Source organism: Burkholderia sp. RF2-non_BP3 (assembly GCF_001522185.1).
GTDB classification, from domain to species: Bacteria; Pseudomonadota; Gammaproteobacteria; order Burkholderiales; family Burkholderiaceae; genus Burkholderia; species Burkholderia diffusa.
The window spans coordinates 1-16,028 of sequence record NZ_LOSU01000034.1; the positions used below are offsets into that span (position 1 = coordinate 1).

Sequence of the window (16,028 nt, forward strand, 5' to 3'; positions counted from 1 at the left end):
TGCAACGTGCACCAGCATGCGCATGCGAGCGCGTGGGGCAGCGCATTGCCGACGTCGGACGCGAAGGGCTTCTGGGGCGCGTTCGGCTGTTCGTGCTGGGCGGTCTGACATGTCGACGACAACCGGTCGGTACAGCCCCGGGTGGATCCGGGTTCTGCTTGCGCAGCCGTGGGTCGGTCCACTGGTACGACTTGCACTCGTCTCCGCGTTTCTGATCGGCGGGATCAACAAGGCGATGCATTTCGACGAAGCGGTGGCCGAGCAGGCGCATTTCGGCCTGCAGCCGGCCGCGCTGTGGGCTGCGCTGGCGGTGGTGGTCGAGATCGGCGGCTCGCTCTGCGTGGTGTTTCGCCGCTTCACGTGGCTCGGCGCCGGCAGCCTCGGCATGCTGACGCTCGTCGCGATGGTCGTGGCGAACGATTTCTGGAACCACACGGGCGCGGCGCATTTCATGGCGCTCAACAGCTTCTTCGAGCACCTGGGCCTGATTGCCGCGCTGGTCCTCGTCACGATGCTCGGCGACGCACGGCGTGCGGAAGGGGACGGTCGCGCCTGAACGCCGGCGCGGCATGACGCATCAGGAAGGTCGTTCGATCATGGCGCCCGTTCGCGGCGCCATGACTTTCACTGAAGATCGCGCACGGTTTCGTCGTCGCTCGCCCCGGTGACCGGGGCGACGACGGCCCTGCTATTTCACCGGCGTGAGGACAGGAGCACCCGTGTTCTTGATCAGGAATACGACGAATTTTGCCGGCTTCGAGTTGCTGGCGTTTCGTCCGACCGTGTGCACGTCTTCCGGGCCTTCGTGGAACGTGTCGCCGGCGTGGAGCGTGACCGTCCTGCCGCCGTTCAGGCCCATCACGATGCTGCCGTCGAGCACATAGACGAATGCGTGTGCGTCGTGGCGATGGACGGGGTCGACGCTGCCGGGCGGATAATCCACGACGATCATCTCGACTTCCTTGCCCGGATACTCGGGCAACGGTTCCGTCGTCAGTTGCGTGACCTTGGCTTGCGGTGCGGCGACGACCGCCTGAACGGGCATCAGCAGCGACAACGCAAGCGGTGCAAGTGCGAGCACGATGCGTTTCATGTCGTCACTCCAGGTTGGCCTTGTCGAGCCCGAACATCTTGTCGAACGAGCCGGGCACGATGCGGAACGCGACGTTCAGCCGGTTCCAGCAGTTGATCGCACCCACGAGGACGGTGAGATCCGACAGTTCCTTCTCGGAATAATGGGCGCGCACGCGTTCGTAGAGATCGTCCGGCACGCCATGCGACGAGAGATGCGTCAGCGCCTCGGTCCATTCGAGCGCGGCGCGCTCGCGCGGCGAAAACAGCGGCGACTCGCGCCAGATCGCGACGTGATGCACGCGCAGTTCGCGCTCGCCGTGGATCTTCGCCATCTTGATGTGCATGTCGACGCAGAACGCGCAGCCGTTGAGCTGCGACGCGCGAATCTCGACGAGCTCGCGGACCGGAACCTCGATCGTCGTCTTCTGAAGCAGCCCGTCGAGTTCGACGAGTTTCCTGGTCAGTTCCGGCGATTGCTGAAAATAATTGATACGTTGGGTCATGATCCGTTCTCCTGATTGGTTGAGGCGGCACGAGTGGCCGTGCGCATGACGATGCATCGCACGACCTGCCTGACAACCATCGTAATTGCGGGTCCCACAGGCCGGTAGAACCGGGAACGTGCGCACTCTGTTGCCGCTTCGGCACCAATCACGCCGACAGGGTGACGACACTGCAGATTCCCTGCCGCACCATCTTCGAATAGGGGCACAGGCGCTCCGTGTCGCGAACGAGTTGCTCCGCGACCTGCCGGTCCACGCCCGGCATGCGGATGGTGATGTTGGCCGTCAGTGCATAGCCGCCGTCGACCGGATCGCGACCGAACGCCACTTCGACAGCGACGGTCGTTTCCCGGATGTCGATCCGATCGCGTTGCGCGAGCAGGCTCAGCGCGCCGTGAAAGCACGCGGCGTAGCTGGCCGCGAACAGTTGCTCGGGATTGGTCCCGTTGCCGGGGCCGCCGAACGCATCGGGCAGGCGCAGGTCGACGGTGAGACTTCCGTCGTCGGAACGCGCGACGCCGGATGCGCGGCCATGTCCCGTCTCGCCGCCGGACACGGTGACGATCGTCGTATAGAGAGGCTGAAAATCGCGGCCTCGATACCGATCGAGGAGGGAAAGCGGAGGGGCCTGCAGCTTCTTGTCGTCCATGATGCATGCTTGAATTCGGCGCGGCTTCGATTCCCGGCCGTTCATGTGTCGAAGTGTGTTGCCACGACGAAAGACGCTTTCATGCTAGAGGAGCGCTAATGACGGCGGTATGGCCGTCCCGGGCGATTCAATGTTGCCCTCCGGACACCAATCGGGACCGGGACACGACGCCGGACGGTTGCGATTCCGCACCGCGCGTCAGCGACCCAGGCACGCGCGCAGCGTTTGGGCGTGACGTTGCGCTTCGTCCGCGTCGGCGATGTTCGCGAACCCGATGATGAGGCCGCGCGGCGTTTGCTGCGTGTGGCTGTTCGTGTACCAGATCGACAGCGGCAGGACCGCGAGCCCGGCTTCGCGGGCGCGCGCGGCGACGGCGACGTCGTCGACCGGCCCGTCGGGCCCCGCCGCGAACTGCACCGCGAACTGGATGCCGCCAGGCGGCAGGTCGACGATCAGCCGCTCGCCGAACGTCTGCCGTAATGCGTGCACGATCAGCGTGCGGCGCTCGCCGTACAGCGTGCGCATGCGCTTCAGGTGCCGGGCGAAGTGGCCCTGTTCGATGAAATCGGCCAAGGCCGCCTGCAGGAGGGGCGGCGAGCCGGCGTTCATGCTGCAGGCCACGCGCTCGACGCGCTCCACCGCACGCTCCGGCACGACCGCGTATGCGAGCCGCAAGCCGGGATACATCGCCTTGCTGAAGGTACTGCAATAGATCACGTGATCGCGCCGGTCGAGACTCTTCAGCGCCTGCAGCGGCCGGCCGAGATAGCGGAACTCGCTGTCGTAGTCGTCCTCGATGATCCACCCGGACGTCTTTTCGGCCCAGTCCAGCAGAGCGATGCGGCGGGACAGCGTCAGCGTATGCCCGAGCGGGCTCTGATGCGACGGCGTCACGACCGCGAAGCGCGCGTGCGCGTCCAGCTGCAGGCCGCGTTCGACGTCGATTCCCTCGGCATCCACCGGCACCGGGACGAGTTGCACGCCCGTCTCGGACAGGAAACTGCGTGCGAGCAGATAGCCGGGGTCCTCGAACCAGACGCGGTCGTTCGGGCGCGCCAGGCTGCGCAGCACGAGTTCCAGCGTGGCGCGGTAGCCGCTGGTGATGAACACCTGTTCGGGCACGCAGGTGACGCCGCGTGACAGCCCCAGATAGGTGGCGATGTGTTCGCGCAGCGGCCGGTAACCGGCCGGATTCGGGTAGCCCAGCAGCGCGCGATCGCCGCTGCGCGCGCGCAGCGACACGAGGCGGTGCCAGACCTTGCGCGGAAAGGCGTCGAGGGCAGGGACCCCGGGCTGCAACGGGCGCGGCTCGCCGCTCAGCGCGACGGCGATCGGTTGCGCGCGCCGTGGAAGCGGGTTGTCGCGCGACGTGCCCGGCGCCTGAAGCACGCCGGCGTTGTTCACGTGCGCTGCCGAGTCGTCGTCACGCGCGGGCGTCGCCCGCGGCAGCGATTTCGGCAGAGACGGCGAGACGAACGTGCCTGCCGCGCCGCGCATTTGCAGATATCCCTCGTCGACCAGGATCGTGTAGGCCTGTTCGACGGTGCCGCGCGCCGTGTTCAATTGCGTCGCCAGACCGCGCAGCGCCGGCACGCGATCGCCCGGACGCAAGTGGCCCGCGGCGATCGCGGTTCTGAACCGCTCGCAGATCTGCAGATAGATCGGCAACTGATGCTGCCGGTCGATTTCGATGGTCAGCGTGGAGGGTTGCGTAGACATGACGGCCTCGTGGGTGACGGAACAGGCACGGCATGGACCAGTCCGATCGACGATTCTTGGCACTGCTGGATAGGACATGATTCTTCCACAATTGCTCCACGCGAGGCGACGGTCATCACCGCCTTTGCAGGATCCGGCACGCGTCATGTCCCTCTCGCATTCACATGAAATCCATTCGTCAGGAGATTTTGCGATGAAGATCGTTGTCATCGGCGGTTCGGGCCTGATCGGCTCGCGTGTCGTCACGCTGCTCGAGCAAGCAGGTCATCAGGCGCTCGCCGCGTCGCCGCGCACCGGCGTCAATACCGTCACGGGCGAGGGCCTGACCGACGCATTGACGGACGCGGACGTCGTCGTGGACGTGGCGAACGCACCATCATGGGAACCGCAGGCGGTCCTGGACTTCTTCCGCACGTCGGCACGCAATCTCGGCAAGGCCGAAGTGGCCGCGGGCGTGCGCCATCACGTCGCGCTGTCGATCGTCGGCTGCGACCGGATGCCGGATAACGGCTATTTCGCGGCCAAGGTGGCGCAGGAGCAGGCGATCGAGGCGGCGGGCGTGCCGTACACGATCGTGCGCGCGACGCAATTCATGGAATTCATCGGCGGCATCGCGGATTTCGCCACGGTAGACGGCACCGTGCGCATCGGCGACGGACTGTTTCAGCCGATCGCAGCGGAAGACGTGTCGGCACTCGTCGCGCAGGCCGCGCTCGCCGGGCCGCAGAACGGCACGATCGAGATCGCGGGCCCGGATCGCGCGCCGTTCGCGGAGATCGTCGCGCGCTACCTGAAGTCGGTCGGCGACACGCGCGCGGTGGTGACGGATCGCGACGCCCGCTACTACGGCGGCCGCGTCGAGGAAACCTCGCTGGTGCCGCTCGGGGCCGCGCGGCTCGGCCGCATCGGTCTCGACCAGTGGCTGGCGAGACGCTGATTCACGTTCGCACGCATGCGATACGCCGGCGCATGCCGGCGACGAGTCGATCCGTTTGAGCAGCACGTCTGGGGGCAGCGGAAATGAATCATTCGGAACCATCGGAACACGGCGCGCGGCGCGACCTGGCCAGTCGCGCCGATGCATTGTCGGCGAGCTTCGGTGCGAGCTACGCAGGCATCCTTGCATTCGTTGCCGTGGCGAACGAGGGGAGTTTCACCAAGGCCGCGGAACTGCTCGGCGTCGGGCGGCCGGCCGTGAGCCGGAACGTCCAGAAGCTGGAGGCGCAGCTGAGCACGCGGCTGTTCCAGCGGACCACGCGCACGACCGAGCTGACCTGCGAGGGCCGGCGCTTCTTCGAGAACTGCCATCAGGGCGTGGCGCAGATCGTCGAAGCCATGAACGACATGCTGGAATTGCGGCAGGGGCCGCCGCGCGGCCTCATCCGCATCAGCTCGGCAGTGGGATTCGGCAGGAAAATCGTGGCGCCGCTGCTGGAAAAGTTCGCGCACGCCTATCCGGACATCGTCATCGATCTGCTGCTCGACGATCGGCCCGTCGATCTGGTGTCCGAACGGATCGACGTGTCGTTCCGAAACGGACGCATCGAGGACTCCAGCATCATCGCCCGGCAATTGATTCCGATGCAGATGGCGCTGTGCGCGGCGCCGTCGTATGTGGCGAGGCACGGTCTTCCGCAGAGCGTCGAGGACCTCGGCCGGCACGAGTGCATCAATTTCCGGTTTGCGAGCGGACGCCTGTTCGAATGGGAGTTCAACGTGGACGGCCGCGTGCAGAAGTACCTGCCGACGTCGCGCCTCACGTTCAACGACGCGGATCTGGTGGTGCGTTCAGTGTTGAACGGATCGGGCATCGCACAGATGGCGGCCTATCAGATCCGCGACCATCTCGCGTCGAACCAACTCGTCGTCGCACTCGCGAAGCATGCGCCGGAGGATCGCGGCCACTACATCTGCTATCTGAGCCGGCAACACCTTCCGACGCGCATCCGGGTCTTCGTCGACTTCATGACCGAGCAGATTCGCGCGCTCGATCTGAACTGCATGACGCGGTTCAATCCGGAGGTGCCGGTGTTGGCGTCGGCGGATTTGGCTGCTTGACGAATCCGGGAACGAAGACACCGGAGGCCCGCGGCCGGGGCCGGGGATCCTCGCGGTGCGAGAGGTGCTGCCGGCTACTGCCCGTGTCAGTGCGATTCGGCCAGGCGCGGATCGATATACGCGTCGACGTCCTGCGACTGTTTGTACACGGCATTTCGCACGTTGAACGCATTCGCGTTGCGGGTCGATCCGTAGATCGAGTCGAGTCCGTCGCCCTTGCGGAACGCTTGCTTCGCGGCCGCCGCGTCGAGCAGGTGGGTGCCTTTCAGCAGCGGGAGATATTGCGCGGGCGTGAGGCCCACGCGCGCCGACATGATCTTCACCGCATCGGCCTGCGTCTTCGGATCGTTGATGTACGCGACGCAGCGATACCAGACCTTGACCACCTTCGCCCAGTCGGCCCGACGCGCGGCGAGGCTCGCCGGCGCGACCGTGATCGCGTCGTAGATCAGCCCCGGCGCATCCGCCGACGTGAAGATCGCCCGTGCGCCGGGCGCGCGTTTCAACGCCTCGCCCGCGTTCGGCTGCCATGCGGCCACCGCAGCGATGTCGTTCGACGAACCGAGCACCTGCGGCAGTTCGTTCGTCTTCGCATTCACGAGCGTGACGTCGCCGTCCTTGAGCCCGTGCTTCTGCAGCGCGGTTTCCAGCAGCAGGTGATCGACCAGGCCGAGCTCGACGCCGACCTTCTTGCCTTTCAGGCCTTCGACGGTGCGCAGCGGCGGCTTCGCGACGATCATGTCGTTGCCGGCTGAATAGTCGGTCAGCAGGATCATGACGTTCTTCGCGCCGGCCGCGCCGGTGACGAGCGCATCGCCGTTGGTCGCCGCGACCGCGTCGAGCTTGCCGGCGGAAAACGCGTCGAGCGATGCCGAATAATCGAACCATTCGAAGTCGACGTCGACGCCGGCTTCCTTGAACCAGCCCTTGTCGAGCGCGACCTGGAACGCGACCCAGCCCGGCCAGTCGCTGTAGCCGATTTTCAGCGGCGCCGCCGCGTGCACGGCGGGCGCCGCCAGCAGCGCGGCGGCCGTGACGGCGGCGCTCAACGCGTGACGGATGGAACGGAAGGAACGAAAGGAACGGCGGGACGGCAGGCGGCGGAACGCCAGGGCGGGACGGGTCATCGTAGTTCTCCAGGAGACCGGGATCGGGATCGTCGATTCGGACCGCGCCTGTGCGCGGTCCGGCCGCGTGGCCGGTTCCTGCGGATGCGGAACGAGAAGCGGCCACGGAGAGGCGCGACGGCCGTTGCCATCGCCAATCTCCCGGGCTTTTGTCCCGCCGTGTAGCACGCGTGTATCCGGTCTCGCGATCGGACGCACCCGCGCCGGGTTGCTCTCGGACCAGACGTTCGATGAACCGGAACCCTAGCACCCCTAAGATGCGACGCCGCCGCACCTCTCGGCGTCATGCCGAGCGAGAAGCGTGCCAATCACGCGCGGCAACGCGATTCAACGGCGGCGGACGGTGCGCTGAAGTTCGATGAAGCGGGCGGAGAACAGCGCGCTCAATGCGCGCCGGAGCAGGTCGAGCTTGTTCATGACGAGTGGGGTATCGAGTGACGATGCATCCATTCAGCAATGCCCATGCCATCGCGGATCGCGCGGCGCACGCGTGCGCGACGCGCACTGCGCCGGTGCGCGATCGCGTGCGCATGGTGCGTCGCACGCCCGCCGCGAGGGCAAGCGGTCGCCGCCGATTCGTGCATGCCGTGCGTCATCGAGCCGTCGCGCCATGTCGTGCGGTCTGTGCGGTCATTGCACGGCGGCTGGCACGCAACTCGCTTTATCGATGCCCGAGAGGTGCGAAGCAATTTGCATCATCTTCAGGATCGCTAGGGTTCCGGTCGTGCGGCGTTCGCGCCGCGCGATGACTGGTCCGAGAGCAATCCGGTCTTGCCTTCGCCTCGATTCGAGGAAACGGCGAGGCTCCACGGAGGGATAAAAGCCCGGGAGGTCGCGATGTCGTTCGGTCGCCCTCTCACGCCTTTTGTCCAACCGACCACGGAGCCGCCATGTCGCCGAGCCCCCAAGCCGTCCCCGTCCTTGTTCCACCGCCGCACGTCGCGTGGGAAACGCTGATCCCCGCAGGAACCCACTGGTCCGGCATCCTGCGCCGCGGCCTCGCGCTGCGCATCGTCGATGTCGACGGCGGCGCGAACCTGTCCGCCGTCTTTCATCGCCAGGAAGATCCGCTCGAACGCTACAACATGGCCGACACGCTGAAGGCGCAGCACACCGCGCACCTCACGCGCGGCCATGCGCTGTATACGGACATGGGGCGCGTGATCGCGTCGATCACGGCCGACACGCTTGGCTGGCACGACCCGCTCGGCGGCGTCGGCGATGCGCGGTTGTTCGCGCACAAGTACGGCACGACCTCGTACCAGGCCGATCGCAACGCGATGATCCGCAACGGCCGCGACAGCCTCGTGCTCGAGCTCGCGAAATACGGCCTGTCGGCGCGCGATCTCGCCGCGAACGTCAACTTCTTCAGCCGGCTCGACACGCGCGACGACGGCACGCTCGATTTCGTCGCCGGCCATTCGCCGGCCGGCAGCGCGCTCGACCTGCGCTTCGAGATGAACACGCTCGCGGCGTTCTCGACCGCGCCGCATCCGCTCGATCCGCGTGCGGACTATGCGCCGAAGCCCGTGAAGCTGATCGCGTACCGCGCGTATCCGGCGGACGGCGCCGCGCCCGAGGACGACCCGTGCCGCCGCGCCTGCGCGGAGAACCTGCGCGGCTTCGCCAACACCGACCGCCTGTTCGCGTAAGGAGCCCGTCATGCCGATCATCGAAAGCCGTCTCGACCCGCGCGACGCGATTCACGACACCACGCTGAAAGCGGGCGAACCGTGGCTGCACGACCTGAAACGCGGACAGGTCTTCCGCATCCTCGACCTGGAAGGCAACCAGGCGGTCGACACGTTGTTCTACCGGTCCGACGACATCGAGGAGCGCTACAGCGCGCAGGACACGATTCGCGCGCAGCGCAACCTGTACCTGAGCGCGGGCAGCGTGCTGCTGTCCAGCCGGGGCAACCCGATGGTGACGATCGTCGCCGACACCTGCGGCCGCCACGACACGCTCGGCGGCGCGTGCGCGGCCGAGAGCAACACCGTGCGCTATGCGCTCGACAAGCGTTACATGCACAACTGCCGCGACAGCTTCCTCAACGCGATCGCGCACTGCACGTGCGGCGCGGGCGCGCGGCTCGGCAAGCGCGACCTCGTCGGCAACGTCAACTTCTTCATGAACGTGCCCGTCACGCCGCTTGGCGGGCTCACGTTCGAGGACGGCATCTCCGCGCCCGGCAAGTACGTCGAGATGCGCGCGGAGATGGACGTCACCGTGCTGATCTCGAACTGCCCGCAACTCAACAACCCGTGCAACGGCTACAACCCGACGCCCGTGCGCCTCACGATCTGGGAGGCTGAATGAACTACGCCCACGCTCACGATCGTTCGCGGGAGGCAACATGAGATTCGCCAAGGTCCTCGTCGCGAACCGCGGCGAAATCGCGTGCCGCGTGATCCGCACGCTCAAGCGGCTCGGCATCGCGTCGGTCGCGATTTATTCGGACGCCGATCGAGACGCGCGTCACGTGGCGCTCGCCGATGAGGCGGTGCGTGTCGGGCCCGCGCCGGCGGCCGACAGCTACCTGAACGTCGCGGCGATCCTCGCCGCCGCGCGCGCGACCGGCGCGCAGGCCGTGCATCCCGGCTACGGCTTCCTGTCCGAGCATGCCGGCTTCGCCGATGCATGCGAGGCGGCGGGCCTGCGCTTCATCGGGCCGCGCGGCGATCACATGCGCGCGTTCGGCCTCAAACACACCGCGCGCGCGCTCGCCGCCGCGCACGGCGTTGCGCTGCTGCCGGGCACGGGGCTGCTCGACGACGTGGCGACGGCGCTCGCCGAAGCCGACGCGATCGGGTATCCCGTGATGCTGAAAAGCACCGCCGGCGGCGGCGGGATCGGCATGTCGCTCTGCCGCGATGCCGCGCAGCTCGAGGCGGCCTTCGAATCCGTCGTGCGGCTCGGCAACGCGAACTTCGCGCATGCGGGCGTCTATCTCGAGAAGTTCGTCGAACACGCGCGGCACATCGAAGTGCAGATCTTCGGCGACGGCCGGGGCGGCGCGATCGCGCTCGGCGAACGCGATTGCTCCGTGCAGCGCCGCAACCAGAAAGTGATCGAGGAAACGCCCGCGCCCGACCTGACCGGCGCCGAGCGCGACGCGCTGCACGCGAGCGCGGTGCGGCTCGCCCGCGCGGTCGGCTACGCGTCGGCCGGCACCGTCGAATTCGTGTTCGACGCGAACGCGCGGCAGTTCTATTTCCTCGAGGTGAATACGCGGCTGCAGGTCGAACATTGCGTGACCGAAGCGGTGACGGGCGTCGATCTCGTGGAGTGGATGATCCTGCAGGCCGAAGGCGATCTGCCGCCGCTCGACACGCTGGCCGTCGCGCCGCGCGGCGCGAGCATCCAGGTGCGGCTGTATGCGGAGGATCCGCACAAGCAGTTCCAGCCGAGCGCGGGGCTGCTCACGCACGTCGCGTTTCCGGACGACGTGCGCGTCGACGGCTGGATCGAAGCGGGCACCGAGATCAGCGCGCATTACGATCCGCTGCTCGCGAAGCTGATTGTGCGCGGCGATACGCGGCGCGACGCGCTGGCCGCATTGCAGGCCGCGCTCGCGCGTACCGAGCTGTACGGAATCGAGACCAACCTCGACTACCTGCGCGCCGTCGTCGGCTCGGACACGTTCGCGCGCGGCGCGCCGACGACGGCATTCCTGTCGCGCTTCGCGTTCGCGCCGCACACGATCGACGTGCTCGACGGCGGCGTGCAGACCACCGTGCAGCAGGCGCCCGGGCGCGTCGGCTACTGGAGCGTCGGCGTGCCGCCGTCCGGGCCGATGGACGATCGCGCGTTCGATCTCGCGAACGCGCTGCTCGGCAACGCGCGCGACGCGGCGGGGCTCGAATTCACGATGGTCGGCGCGACGCTGCGCTTCAACACGGCGACGCTGTTCGTGCTCGGCGGCGCGCCGCTCGCGGCCACGCTCGACGGCGAGCCCGCGCCGTTCTGGCAGGTGCTGCACGCGCGGCCCGGCGCGGTGCTGAAGCTCGGCGGCGTGACCGGCGCGGGCGTGCGCGCCTGCCTCGCGGTGAAGGGCGGGCTGCAGGTGCCCGACTATCTCGGCAGCAAGGCGACCTTCACGCTCGGCCAGTTCGGCGGCCACGCGGGGCGCGCGCTGCGCAAGGGCGACGTGCTGCATCTGCACGCGGATGCGGGGCGCGGCGACGCGGGCGCGACGCTGGCCACGGCCGACGTTCCCGCGCTGACGCATGCGTGGACGCTCGGCGTGCTCGACGGGCCGCACGGCGCGCCGGATTTCTTCACGCCCGACGACATCGCGATGCTCTACGGCACGCAGTGGACGGTCCATTACAACTCCAGCCGCACCGGCGTGCGGCTGATCGGCCCGAAGCCGCAATGGGCGCGCGTGGACGGCGGCGAGGCCGGCCTGCATCCGTCGAACATCCACGACAACGCGTATGCGATCGGTGCGGTCGATTTCACCGGCGACATGCCGGTGATTCTTGGCCCGGACGGGCCGAGCCTCGGCGGCTTCGTGTGCCCGGTGACGGTCGTGCGCGACGAGTTGTGGAAGCTTGGGCAGTTGCGCCCGGGCGACACCGTGCAGTTCGTTCGCGCCCGCGTGTCGCCCGCGCCCGCGGTCGCCGCGATCGCGCCTGTGGCACCCGCAGGCGCGCCGGACGATTGCGTGCTGCATCGCGACCCGTCGGCCGGCGGCGGCATCGGCGTGGTGTACCGGCGCTCGGGCGATCGCAACGTGCTGGTCGAATACGGGCCGCTCGTGCTCGACCTCAACCTGCGTTTTCGCGTGCACGCGCTGATGTGCTGGCTCGACGCGCACCGCCTGCCCGGCATGCTCGACCTGACGCCGGGAATTCGCTCGCTGCAGGTGCAGTTCGACGCGCGGACGCTGCCGCTCGCCACGCTGCTCGCGCATCTGCAGGCCGCCGAGCGCGAACTGCCGGACGTGGCCGACATGCGCGTACCGAACCGCATCGTGCATCTGCCGCTGTCGTGGGACGACCCGTCGACGCGCGTCGCGATCGAGCGCTACATGCAGTCGGTGCGGCCCGATGCGCCGTGGTGCCCGAGCAATATCGAGTTCATCCGGCGCATCAACGGCCTGGCGAGCATCGACGACGTCCGGCGCATCGTGTTCGACGCGCGCTATCTGGTGATGGGGCTCGGCGACGTCTACCTCGGTGCGCCGGTCGCGACGCCGATCGATCCTCGGCATCGGCTGGTGACCACGAAATACAACCCCGCGCGCACCTGGACGCCGGAGAACGCGGTCGGCATCGGCGGCGCGTATCTGTGCGTGTACGGGATGGAAGGGCCGGGCGGCTACCAGTTCGTCGGCCGGACCGTGCAGATGTGGAACCGCCACCGCACCACGCGCGAATTCGAGGCCGGCAAGCCCTGGCTGCTGCGCTTCTTCGACGAGATCCGCTTTTACGAAGTCAGCGAGGCGGAGTTGACCGCGTTACGTGCGGACTTCATCGCGGGCCGCGCGTCGCTGAGGATCGAGGAATCCGTGTTCGATCTGGGCGCATACAACCGCTTCCTGCGCGACGAGGCGGATTCGATCGCGACGTTCAAGGCCGCGCAGCAAACCGCGTTCGAAGCCGAGCGTGAGCGATGGCGGGCGGCCGGGCACGCGGAATACGTCGGCGACGCGGAGCAGGGTGACGCGCAGGCGGCGCGGGCGGCGGGCGTGCTCGACGACACGCAGCGGGCGATCGCCGCGGACGTGTCGGGCAGCGTGTGGAAGGTGCTGGTCGAGGCCGGCGAGCGCGTGACCGAAGGGCAGGTCGTTGCGATCGTCGAGTCGATGAAGATGGAGGTGGCGGTGACGGCAACGGAAGACGGCACGATCGAGACGATCGATTGCGCGCCGGGCGCGGCGGTGGTGGCCGGCCAGCGGCTGATGGTGATGAAGGCGGGCGCCGCCGAGGAGGTCGCATGAGCACGACGGAACGTTCCATCCTGCCCGGGCTGCGCTCGATTGCCGCGCTGCGCGCGCGCTACGCGGCGGGCGACCTGACGCCGCATGCGCTCGTCGACGCGATCGCCGCGCATTTCGACGCAGGCGATCCGCATCATGCGTGGATCCGTCCGCTGACGCACGCGGAGATGACGCGGTATGCCGACGCGCTCGCCGGGCGCGACATCGCGTCGTTGCCGCTTTACGGCGTGCCGTTCGCGATCAAGGACAACATCGACCTCGCCGGCATACCGACGACGGCGGCCTGCCCGGCTTATGCATACACGCCGGCGCGCAGCGCGCCCGTGGTCGAGCGGCTGATCGCGGCCGGTGCGATTCCGATCGGCAAGACCAATCTCGACCAGTTCGCGACCGGGCTGTCGGGGCAGCGCTCGCCTTACGGCGCGTGCCGCAACGCGCTCGATCCGCGCTATGCGTCGGGCGGATCGAGTTCCGGGTCGGCGGTGGCGGTCGCGCTCGGCGTCGCGACGTTCTCGCTCGGCACCGACACGGCCGGTTCCGGGCGCGTGCCGGCCGCGTTCCACGGCCTCGTCGGGCTCAAGCCGACGCGCGGCGTGGTGAGTACGCTCGGCGTCGTGCCGGCCTGCCGGTCGCTCGATTGCGTGTCGGTGTTCGCGCATTCGCCGGCCGATGCGCGGGCGGTGTTCGACGCCGCGCATGGCGTGATCGAAGGCGATCCTTACGGGCGCGCATGGCAGCCGCCGGCGGGCGCGGGCGGACCGCGCCCGCATCCGGCGCGGCCGCTCGCGCAGGTGCGCTTCGGCGCGCCGCGTGCCGATCAGCTCGAATTCTTCGGCGACGAATCGTACCGTGCCGCATGGGGCGCGGCGCTCGAACGCCTGCGCGCGACCGGCGCGGCAGTCGTCGAGATCGATTTCGGCCCGTTCCTGGCGGCCGCGCGGTTGCTGTACGAAGGCCCGTGGGTTGCCGAGCGGCTGGCCGCGATCGGCGCATTCGCCGCGCGGGAACCCGATGCGCTGCATCCGGTGATTCGCGAAATCGTCGGCGGCGCGTCGCGCTTCAGCGCGGCCGACGCGTTCGCGGCATTCGACCGGCTCGCGACGCTGCGCGTCGAGGCGGCGCGCGCGTGGAGCGGGCTCGACGCGGTCGTGATGCCGACCTCGGCGACGACCGCGACCGTCGACGCGCTCGAAGCCGATCCGATCGGCGTCAACTCGCGCTTCGGCTACTACACGAATTTCGTCAACCTGCTCGACCTGTCGGCGATCGCCGTGCCGGCCGGCACGTGCGACAGCGGACGTCACGCGGGGTTGCCGTTCGGGATCACGTTCGTCGGTCGTGCGCACGACGATGCGCGGCTGCTCGATCTCGCCCAGGCGTGGACCGACGGCGCGGTCGCTGCCGATGATGGCGGGTCGCCCGCACTGGCGGCCTCCGCGCCCGATGTGTCGTCCGCTGTCGTGCGCGTGGCCGTCGTCGGCGCGCATCTGCGCGGCGAGCCGTTGAACGGGCAGCTCACGCAGCGGGGCGCGCGGTTCGTCGCCGCGACGACGACGGCCGCCGCCTATCGCCTCTACGCGCTGTCCGCGGCGGCTTGCGGCGGCGTCGCCAAGCCGGGCCTCGTGCGCGTGCCGGACGGCGGCGCGCCGATCGCGGTCGAGATCTGGGAGATGCCCGTCGACGCATACGGCAGCTTCGTCGCCGGGATTGCGGCGCCGCTCGGCATCGGCACGCTGACGCTCGCGGACGGCTCGCAGGTGCAGGGCTTCCTGTGTGAAAGCGCGGCCCTCGACGATGCGCAGGACATCACGCGCTTCGGCGGCTGGCGCGCTTACCGCGCCCAGGCCGCCAGCGACGCATTGCAATGAACGTCCGGTCGCGCGTTGCTCCTGCATTCGCGCGGCCGGCACCTGAAACGATACGGAGATTCCCATGTCAACGACCCGCAACACGACCGGCTGGCTTGCCGTGCGCCGCGAGCTGACGGCGCGCGGCAAATGGACGCTCGGCCTCGCGTCCTTCCTGCTGCCGTTCGCCGTCTGGTGCCTGATCAGCTATGTGCCGTTCGTCTGGCATCCGCAAATGCGCATCACGAATCCGGGAAGCGTCGACTATTTCCAGACCGGCATGCAGATCGACCGCGACGTGTTCGACGACGAGCTCGCGCATGCGCGTGCGACGCACGCGGCCGTGCCCGAGGGCGTGCGCGCGAACCCGGTGTACCTGCCTGCGCCGCACCAGGTGCTGCGCGCGTTCTACACGGCGTTCACGACGCCGCCCGCCTCGCGCGACGGCGTGTGGCTGCACGAAAGCCTGTGGCACAGCATCCGGATCATCTTCTGGGGCTTCGTGATCTCGTCCGCGATCGGCGTGCCGCTCGGCATCGTCTGCGGCACCTTCAGCGCGCTCGCGCGGCTGCAGGAGCCATTCCTGGAGTTCTTCCGCTACCTGCCGGCGCCGGCGTTCGGCGCGCTGATGGTCGCGATCCTCGGCATCTACGACGCGCCGAAGGTCGCGATCATCGTGATCGGCACGCTGTTCCAGCAGGTGCTGATCATCGCGAACACGACGCGCAAGCTCGAATACGGGCTGTTCGAAGCGGCGATGACGCTCGGCACGAAGAAGCTTCAGCTGCTCACGCACGTCGTGATTCCGGGCGTGCTGCCGGACCTGTATCGCGACCAGCGGATCCTGCTCGGCTGGGCGTGGACCTACCTGATCGTCGCCGAACTCGTCGGCACGAGCTCGGGCATCACCTGGTACATCAGCCAGCAGGCGCGCTACCAGCACTTCGACAACGTCTATGCGGCAATCCTGATGATCGGGATCATCGGCCTCGGCACCGACATTGCGCTCGGACTGCTCGGCCGCAAGCTGTTTCCGTGGGATCGCACGCTGAAGGCGTGACGCCCGTTGACGCGCATCCATCGACCGATTTCCGTAGAGGGCAT

Annotated in this window: 13 protein-coding genes and 2 riboswitches; of the genes, 8 read left to right on the top strand and 5 right to left on the bottom strand. The window is 68.2% G+C overall.

Annotated elements, in window-relative coordinates:
- The first annotated feature begins 109 nt into the window (after positions 1–109).
- Complete coding sequence (locus tag WS45_RS18665; protein ID WP_059701045.1) at positions 110–556, top strand: DoxX family protein; 447 nt, start codon at positions 110–112, stop codon at positions 554–556.
- A 132-nt stretch (positions 557–688) separates the two neighbouring features.
- Here the strand turns inward: WS45_RS18665 and WS45_RS18670 are convergent, their stop codons facing one another.
- The 4 genes from WS45_RS18670 to pdxR form a co-directional block, all read right to left on the bottom strand.
- Positions 689–1,093 carry a cupin domain-containing protein gene (locus WS45_RS18670; RefSeq protein WP_059701046.1) on the bottom strand — a complete coding sequence of 135 codons (405 nt, stop codon included), beginning with the start codon at positions 1,091–1,093 and terminating at the stop codon, positions 689–691.
- A gap of 4 nt (positions 1,094–1,097) precedes the next feature.
- Entirely contained in the window at positions 1,098–1,577 is a 480-nt protein-coding gene (locus WS45_RS18675) for a carboxymuconolactone decarboxylase family protein (RefSeq protein WP_059692405.1), read from the bottom strand.
- 148 nt (positions 1,578–1,725) lie between these two features.
- Complete coding sequence (locus WS45_RS18680) at positions 1,726–2,226, bottom strand: Ohr family peroxiredoxin (RefSeq protein ID WP_059692406.1); 501 nt, start codon at positions 2,224–2,226, stop codon at positions 1,726–1,728.
- 198 nt (positions 2,227–2,424) lie between these two features.
- On the bottom strand, positions 2,425–3,945 hold the full coding sequence (pdxR, locus tag WS45_RS18685) for a MocR-like pyridoxine biosynthesis transcription factor PdxR (RefSeq protein ID WP_059692407.1): 1,521 nt from the start codon (positions 3,943–3,945) through the stop codon (positions 2,425–2,427).
- A 193-nt stretch (positions 3,946–4,138) separates the two neighbouring features.
- On the opposite strand from pdxR, the gene WS45_RS18690 reads away from it, so the two are divergent.
- Complete coding sequence (locus tag WS45_RS18690; RefSeq protein ID WP_059692408.1) at positions 4,139–4,882, top strand: SDR family oxidoreductase; 744 nt, start codon at positions 4,139–4,141, stop codon at positions 4,880–4,882.
- Positions 4,883–4,965: 83 nt separating this feature from the next.
- Entirely contained in the window at positions 4,966–6,003 is a 1,038-nt protein-coding gene (locus WS45_RS18695) for a LysR family transcriptional regulator (protein ID WP_059692409.1), read from the top strand.
- An 86-nt stretch (positions 6,004–6,089) separates the two neighbouring features.
- Here WS45_RS18695 and WS45_RS18700 read toward each other — a convergent pair whose 3' ends face one another.
- Entirely contained in the window at positions 6,090–7,130 is a 1,041-nt protein-coding gene (locus WS45_RS18700) for an ABC transporter substrate-binding protein (RefSeq protein WP_059701047.1), read from the bottom strand.
- Between the two features lie 136 nt (positions 7,131–7,266).
- A riboswitch (guanidine-I (ykkC/yxkD leader) is annotated at positions 7,267–7,388 on the bottom strand.
- Positions 7,389–7,829: 441 nt separating this feature from the next.
- A riboswitch (guanidine-I (ykkC/yxkD leader) is annotated at positions 7,830–7,963 on the top strand.
- A gap of 57 nt (positions 7,964–8,020) precedes the next feature.
- Between WS45_RS18700 and WS45_RS18705 the strand changes: the two genes are divergently transcribed.
- From WS45_RS18705 to WS45_RS18725, 5 genes are all read left to right on the top strand, one after another.
- Positions 8,021–8,782 carry an urea amidolyase associated protein UAAP1 gene (locus WS45_RS18705; protein ID WP_059701048.1) on the top strand — a complete coding sequence of 254 codons (762 nt, stop codon included), beginning with the start codon at positions 8,021–8,023 and terminating at the stop codon, positions 8,780–8,782.
- A gap of 10 nt (positions 8,783–8,792) precedes the next feature.
- Positions 8,793–9,449, top strand: a complete 657-nt coding sequence (locus WS45_RS18710; protein ID WP_059701049.1) for an urea amidolyase associated protein UAAP2 — start codon at positions 8,793–8,795, stop codon at positions 9,447–9,449.
- A gap of 37 nt (positions 9,450–9,486) precedes the next feature.
- Entirely contained in the window at positions 9,487–13,077 is a 3,591-nt protein-coding gene (uca, locus tag WS45_RS18715; protein ID WP_059701050.1) for an urea carboxylase, read from the top strand.
- Positions 13,074–14,945, top strand: a complete 1,872-nt coding sequence (atzF, locus tag WS45_RS18720; protein WP_059701051.1) for an allophanate hydrolase — start codon at positions 13,074–13,076, stop codon at positions 14,943–14,945. Before uca ends, atzF begins: the two co-directional genes overlap by 4 nt.
- A 64-nt stretch (positions 14,946–15,009) precedes the next feature.
- Entirely contained in the window at positions 15,010–15,984 is a 975-nt protein-coding gene (locus tag WS45_RS18725; protein WP_059692415.1) for an ABC transporter permease, read from the top strand.
- Positions 15,985–16,028: the final 44 nt, after the last annotated feature.

Coding starts and splice junctions, on each gene's coding strand:
- WS45_RS18665 (WP_059701045.1), top strand. CDS start 110: ATGTCGACGACAACCGGTCGGTACAGCCCCGGGTGGATCCGGGTTCTG.
- WS45_RS18670 (WP_059701046.1), bottom strand. CDS start 1,093: ATGAAACGCATCGTGCTCGCACTTGCACCGCTTGCGTTGTCGCTGCTG.
- WS45_RS18675 (WP_059692405.1), bottom strand. CDS start 1,577: ATGACCCAACGTATCAATTATTTTCAGCAATCGCCGGAACTGACCAGG.
- WS45_RS18680 (WP_059692406.1), bottom strand. CDS start 2,226: ATGGACGACAAGAAGCTGCAGGCCCCTCCGCTTTCCCTCCTCGATCGG.
- pdxR (WP_059692407.1), bottom strand. CDS start 3,945: ATGTCTACGCAACCCTCCACGCTGACCATCGAAATCGACCGGCAGCAT.
- WS45_RS18690 (WP_059692408.1), top strand. CDS start 4,139: ATGAAGATCGTTGTCATCGGCGGTTCGGGCCTGATCGGCTCGCGTGTC.
- WS45_RS18695 (WP_059692409.1), top strand. CDS start 4,966: ATGAATCATTCGGAACCATCGGAACACGGCGCGCGGCGCGACCTGGCC.
- WS45_RS18700 (WP_059701047.1), bottom strand. CDS start 7,130: ATGACCCGTCCCGCCCTGGCGTTCCGCCGCCTGCCGTCCCGCCGTTCC.
- WS45_RS18705 (WP_059701048.1), top strand. CDS start 8,021: ATGTCGCCGAGCCCCCAAGCCGTCCCCGTCCTTGTTCCACCGCCGCAC.
- WS45_RS18710 (WP_059701049.1), top strand. CDS start 8,793: ATGCCGATCATCGAAAGCCGTCTCGACCCGCGCGACGCGATTCACGAC.
- uca (WP_059701050.1), top strand. CDS start 9,487: ATGAGATTCGCCAAGGTCCTCGTCGCGAACCGCGGCGAAATCGCGTGC.
- atzF (WP_059701051.1), top strand. CDS start 13,074: ATGAGCACGACGGAACGTTCCATCCTGCCCGGGCTGCGCTCGATTGCC.
- WS45_RS18725 (WP_059692415.1), top strand. CDS start 15,010: ATGTCAACGACCCGCAACACGACCGGCTGGCTTGCCGTGCGCCGCGAG.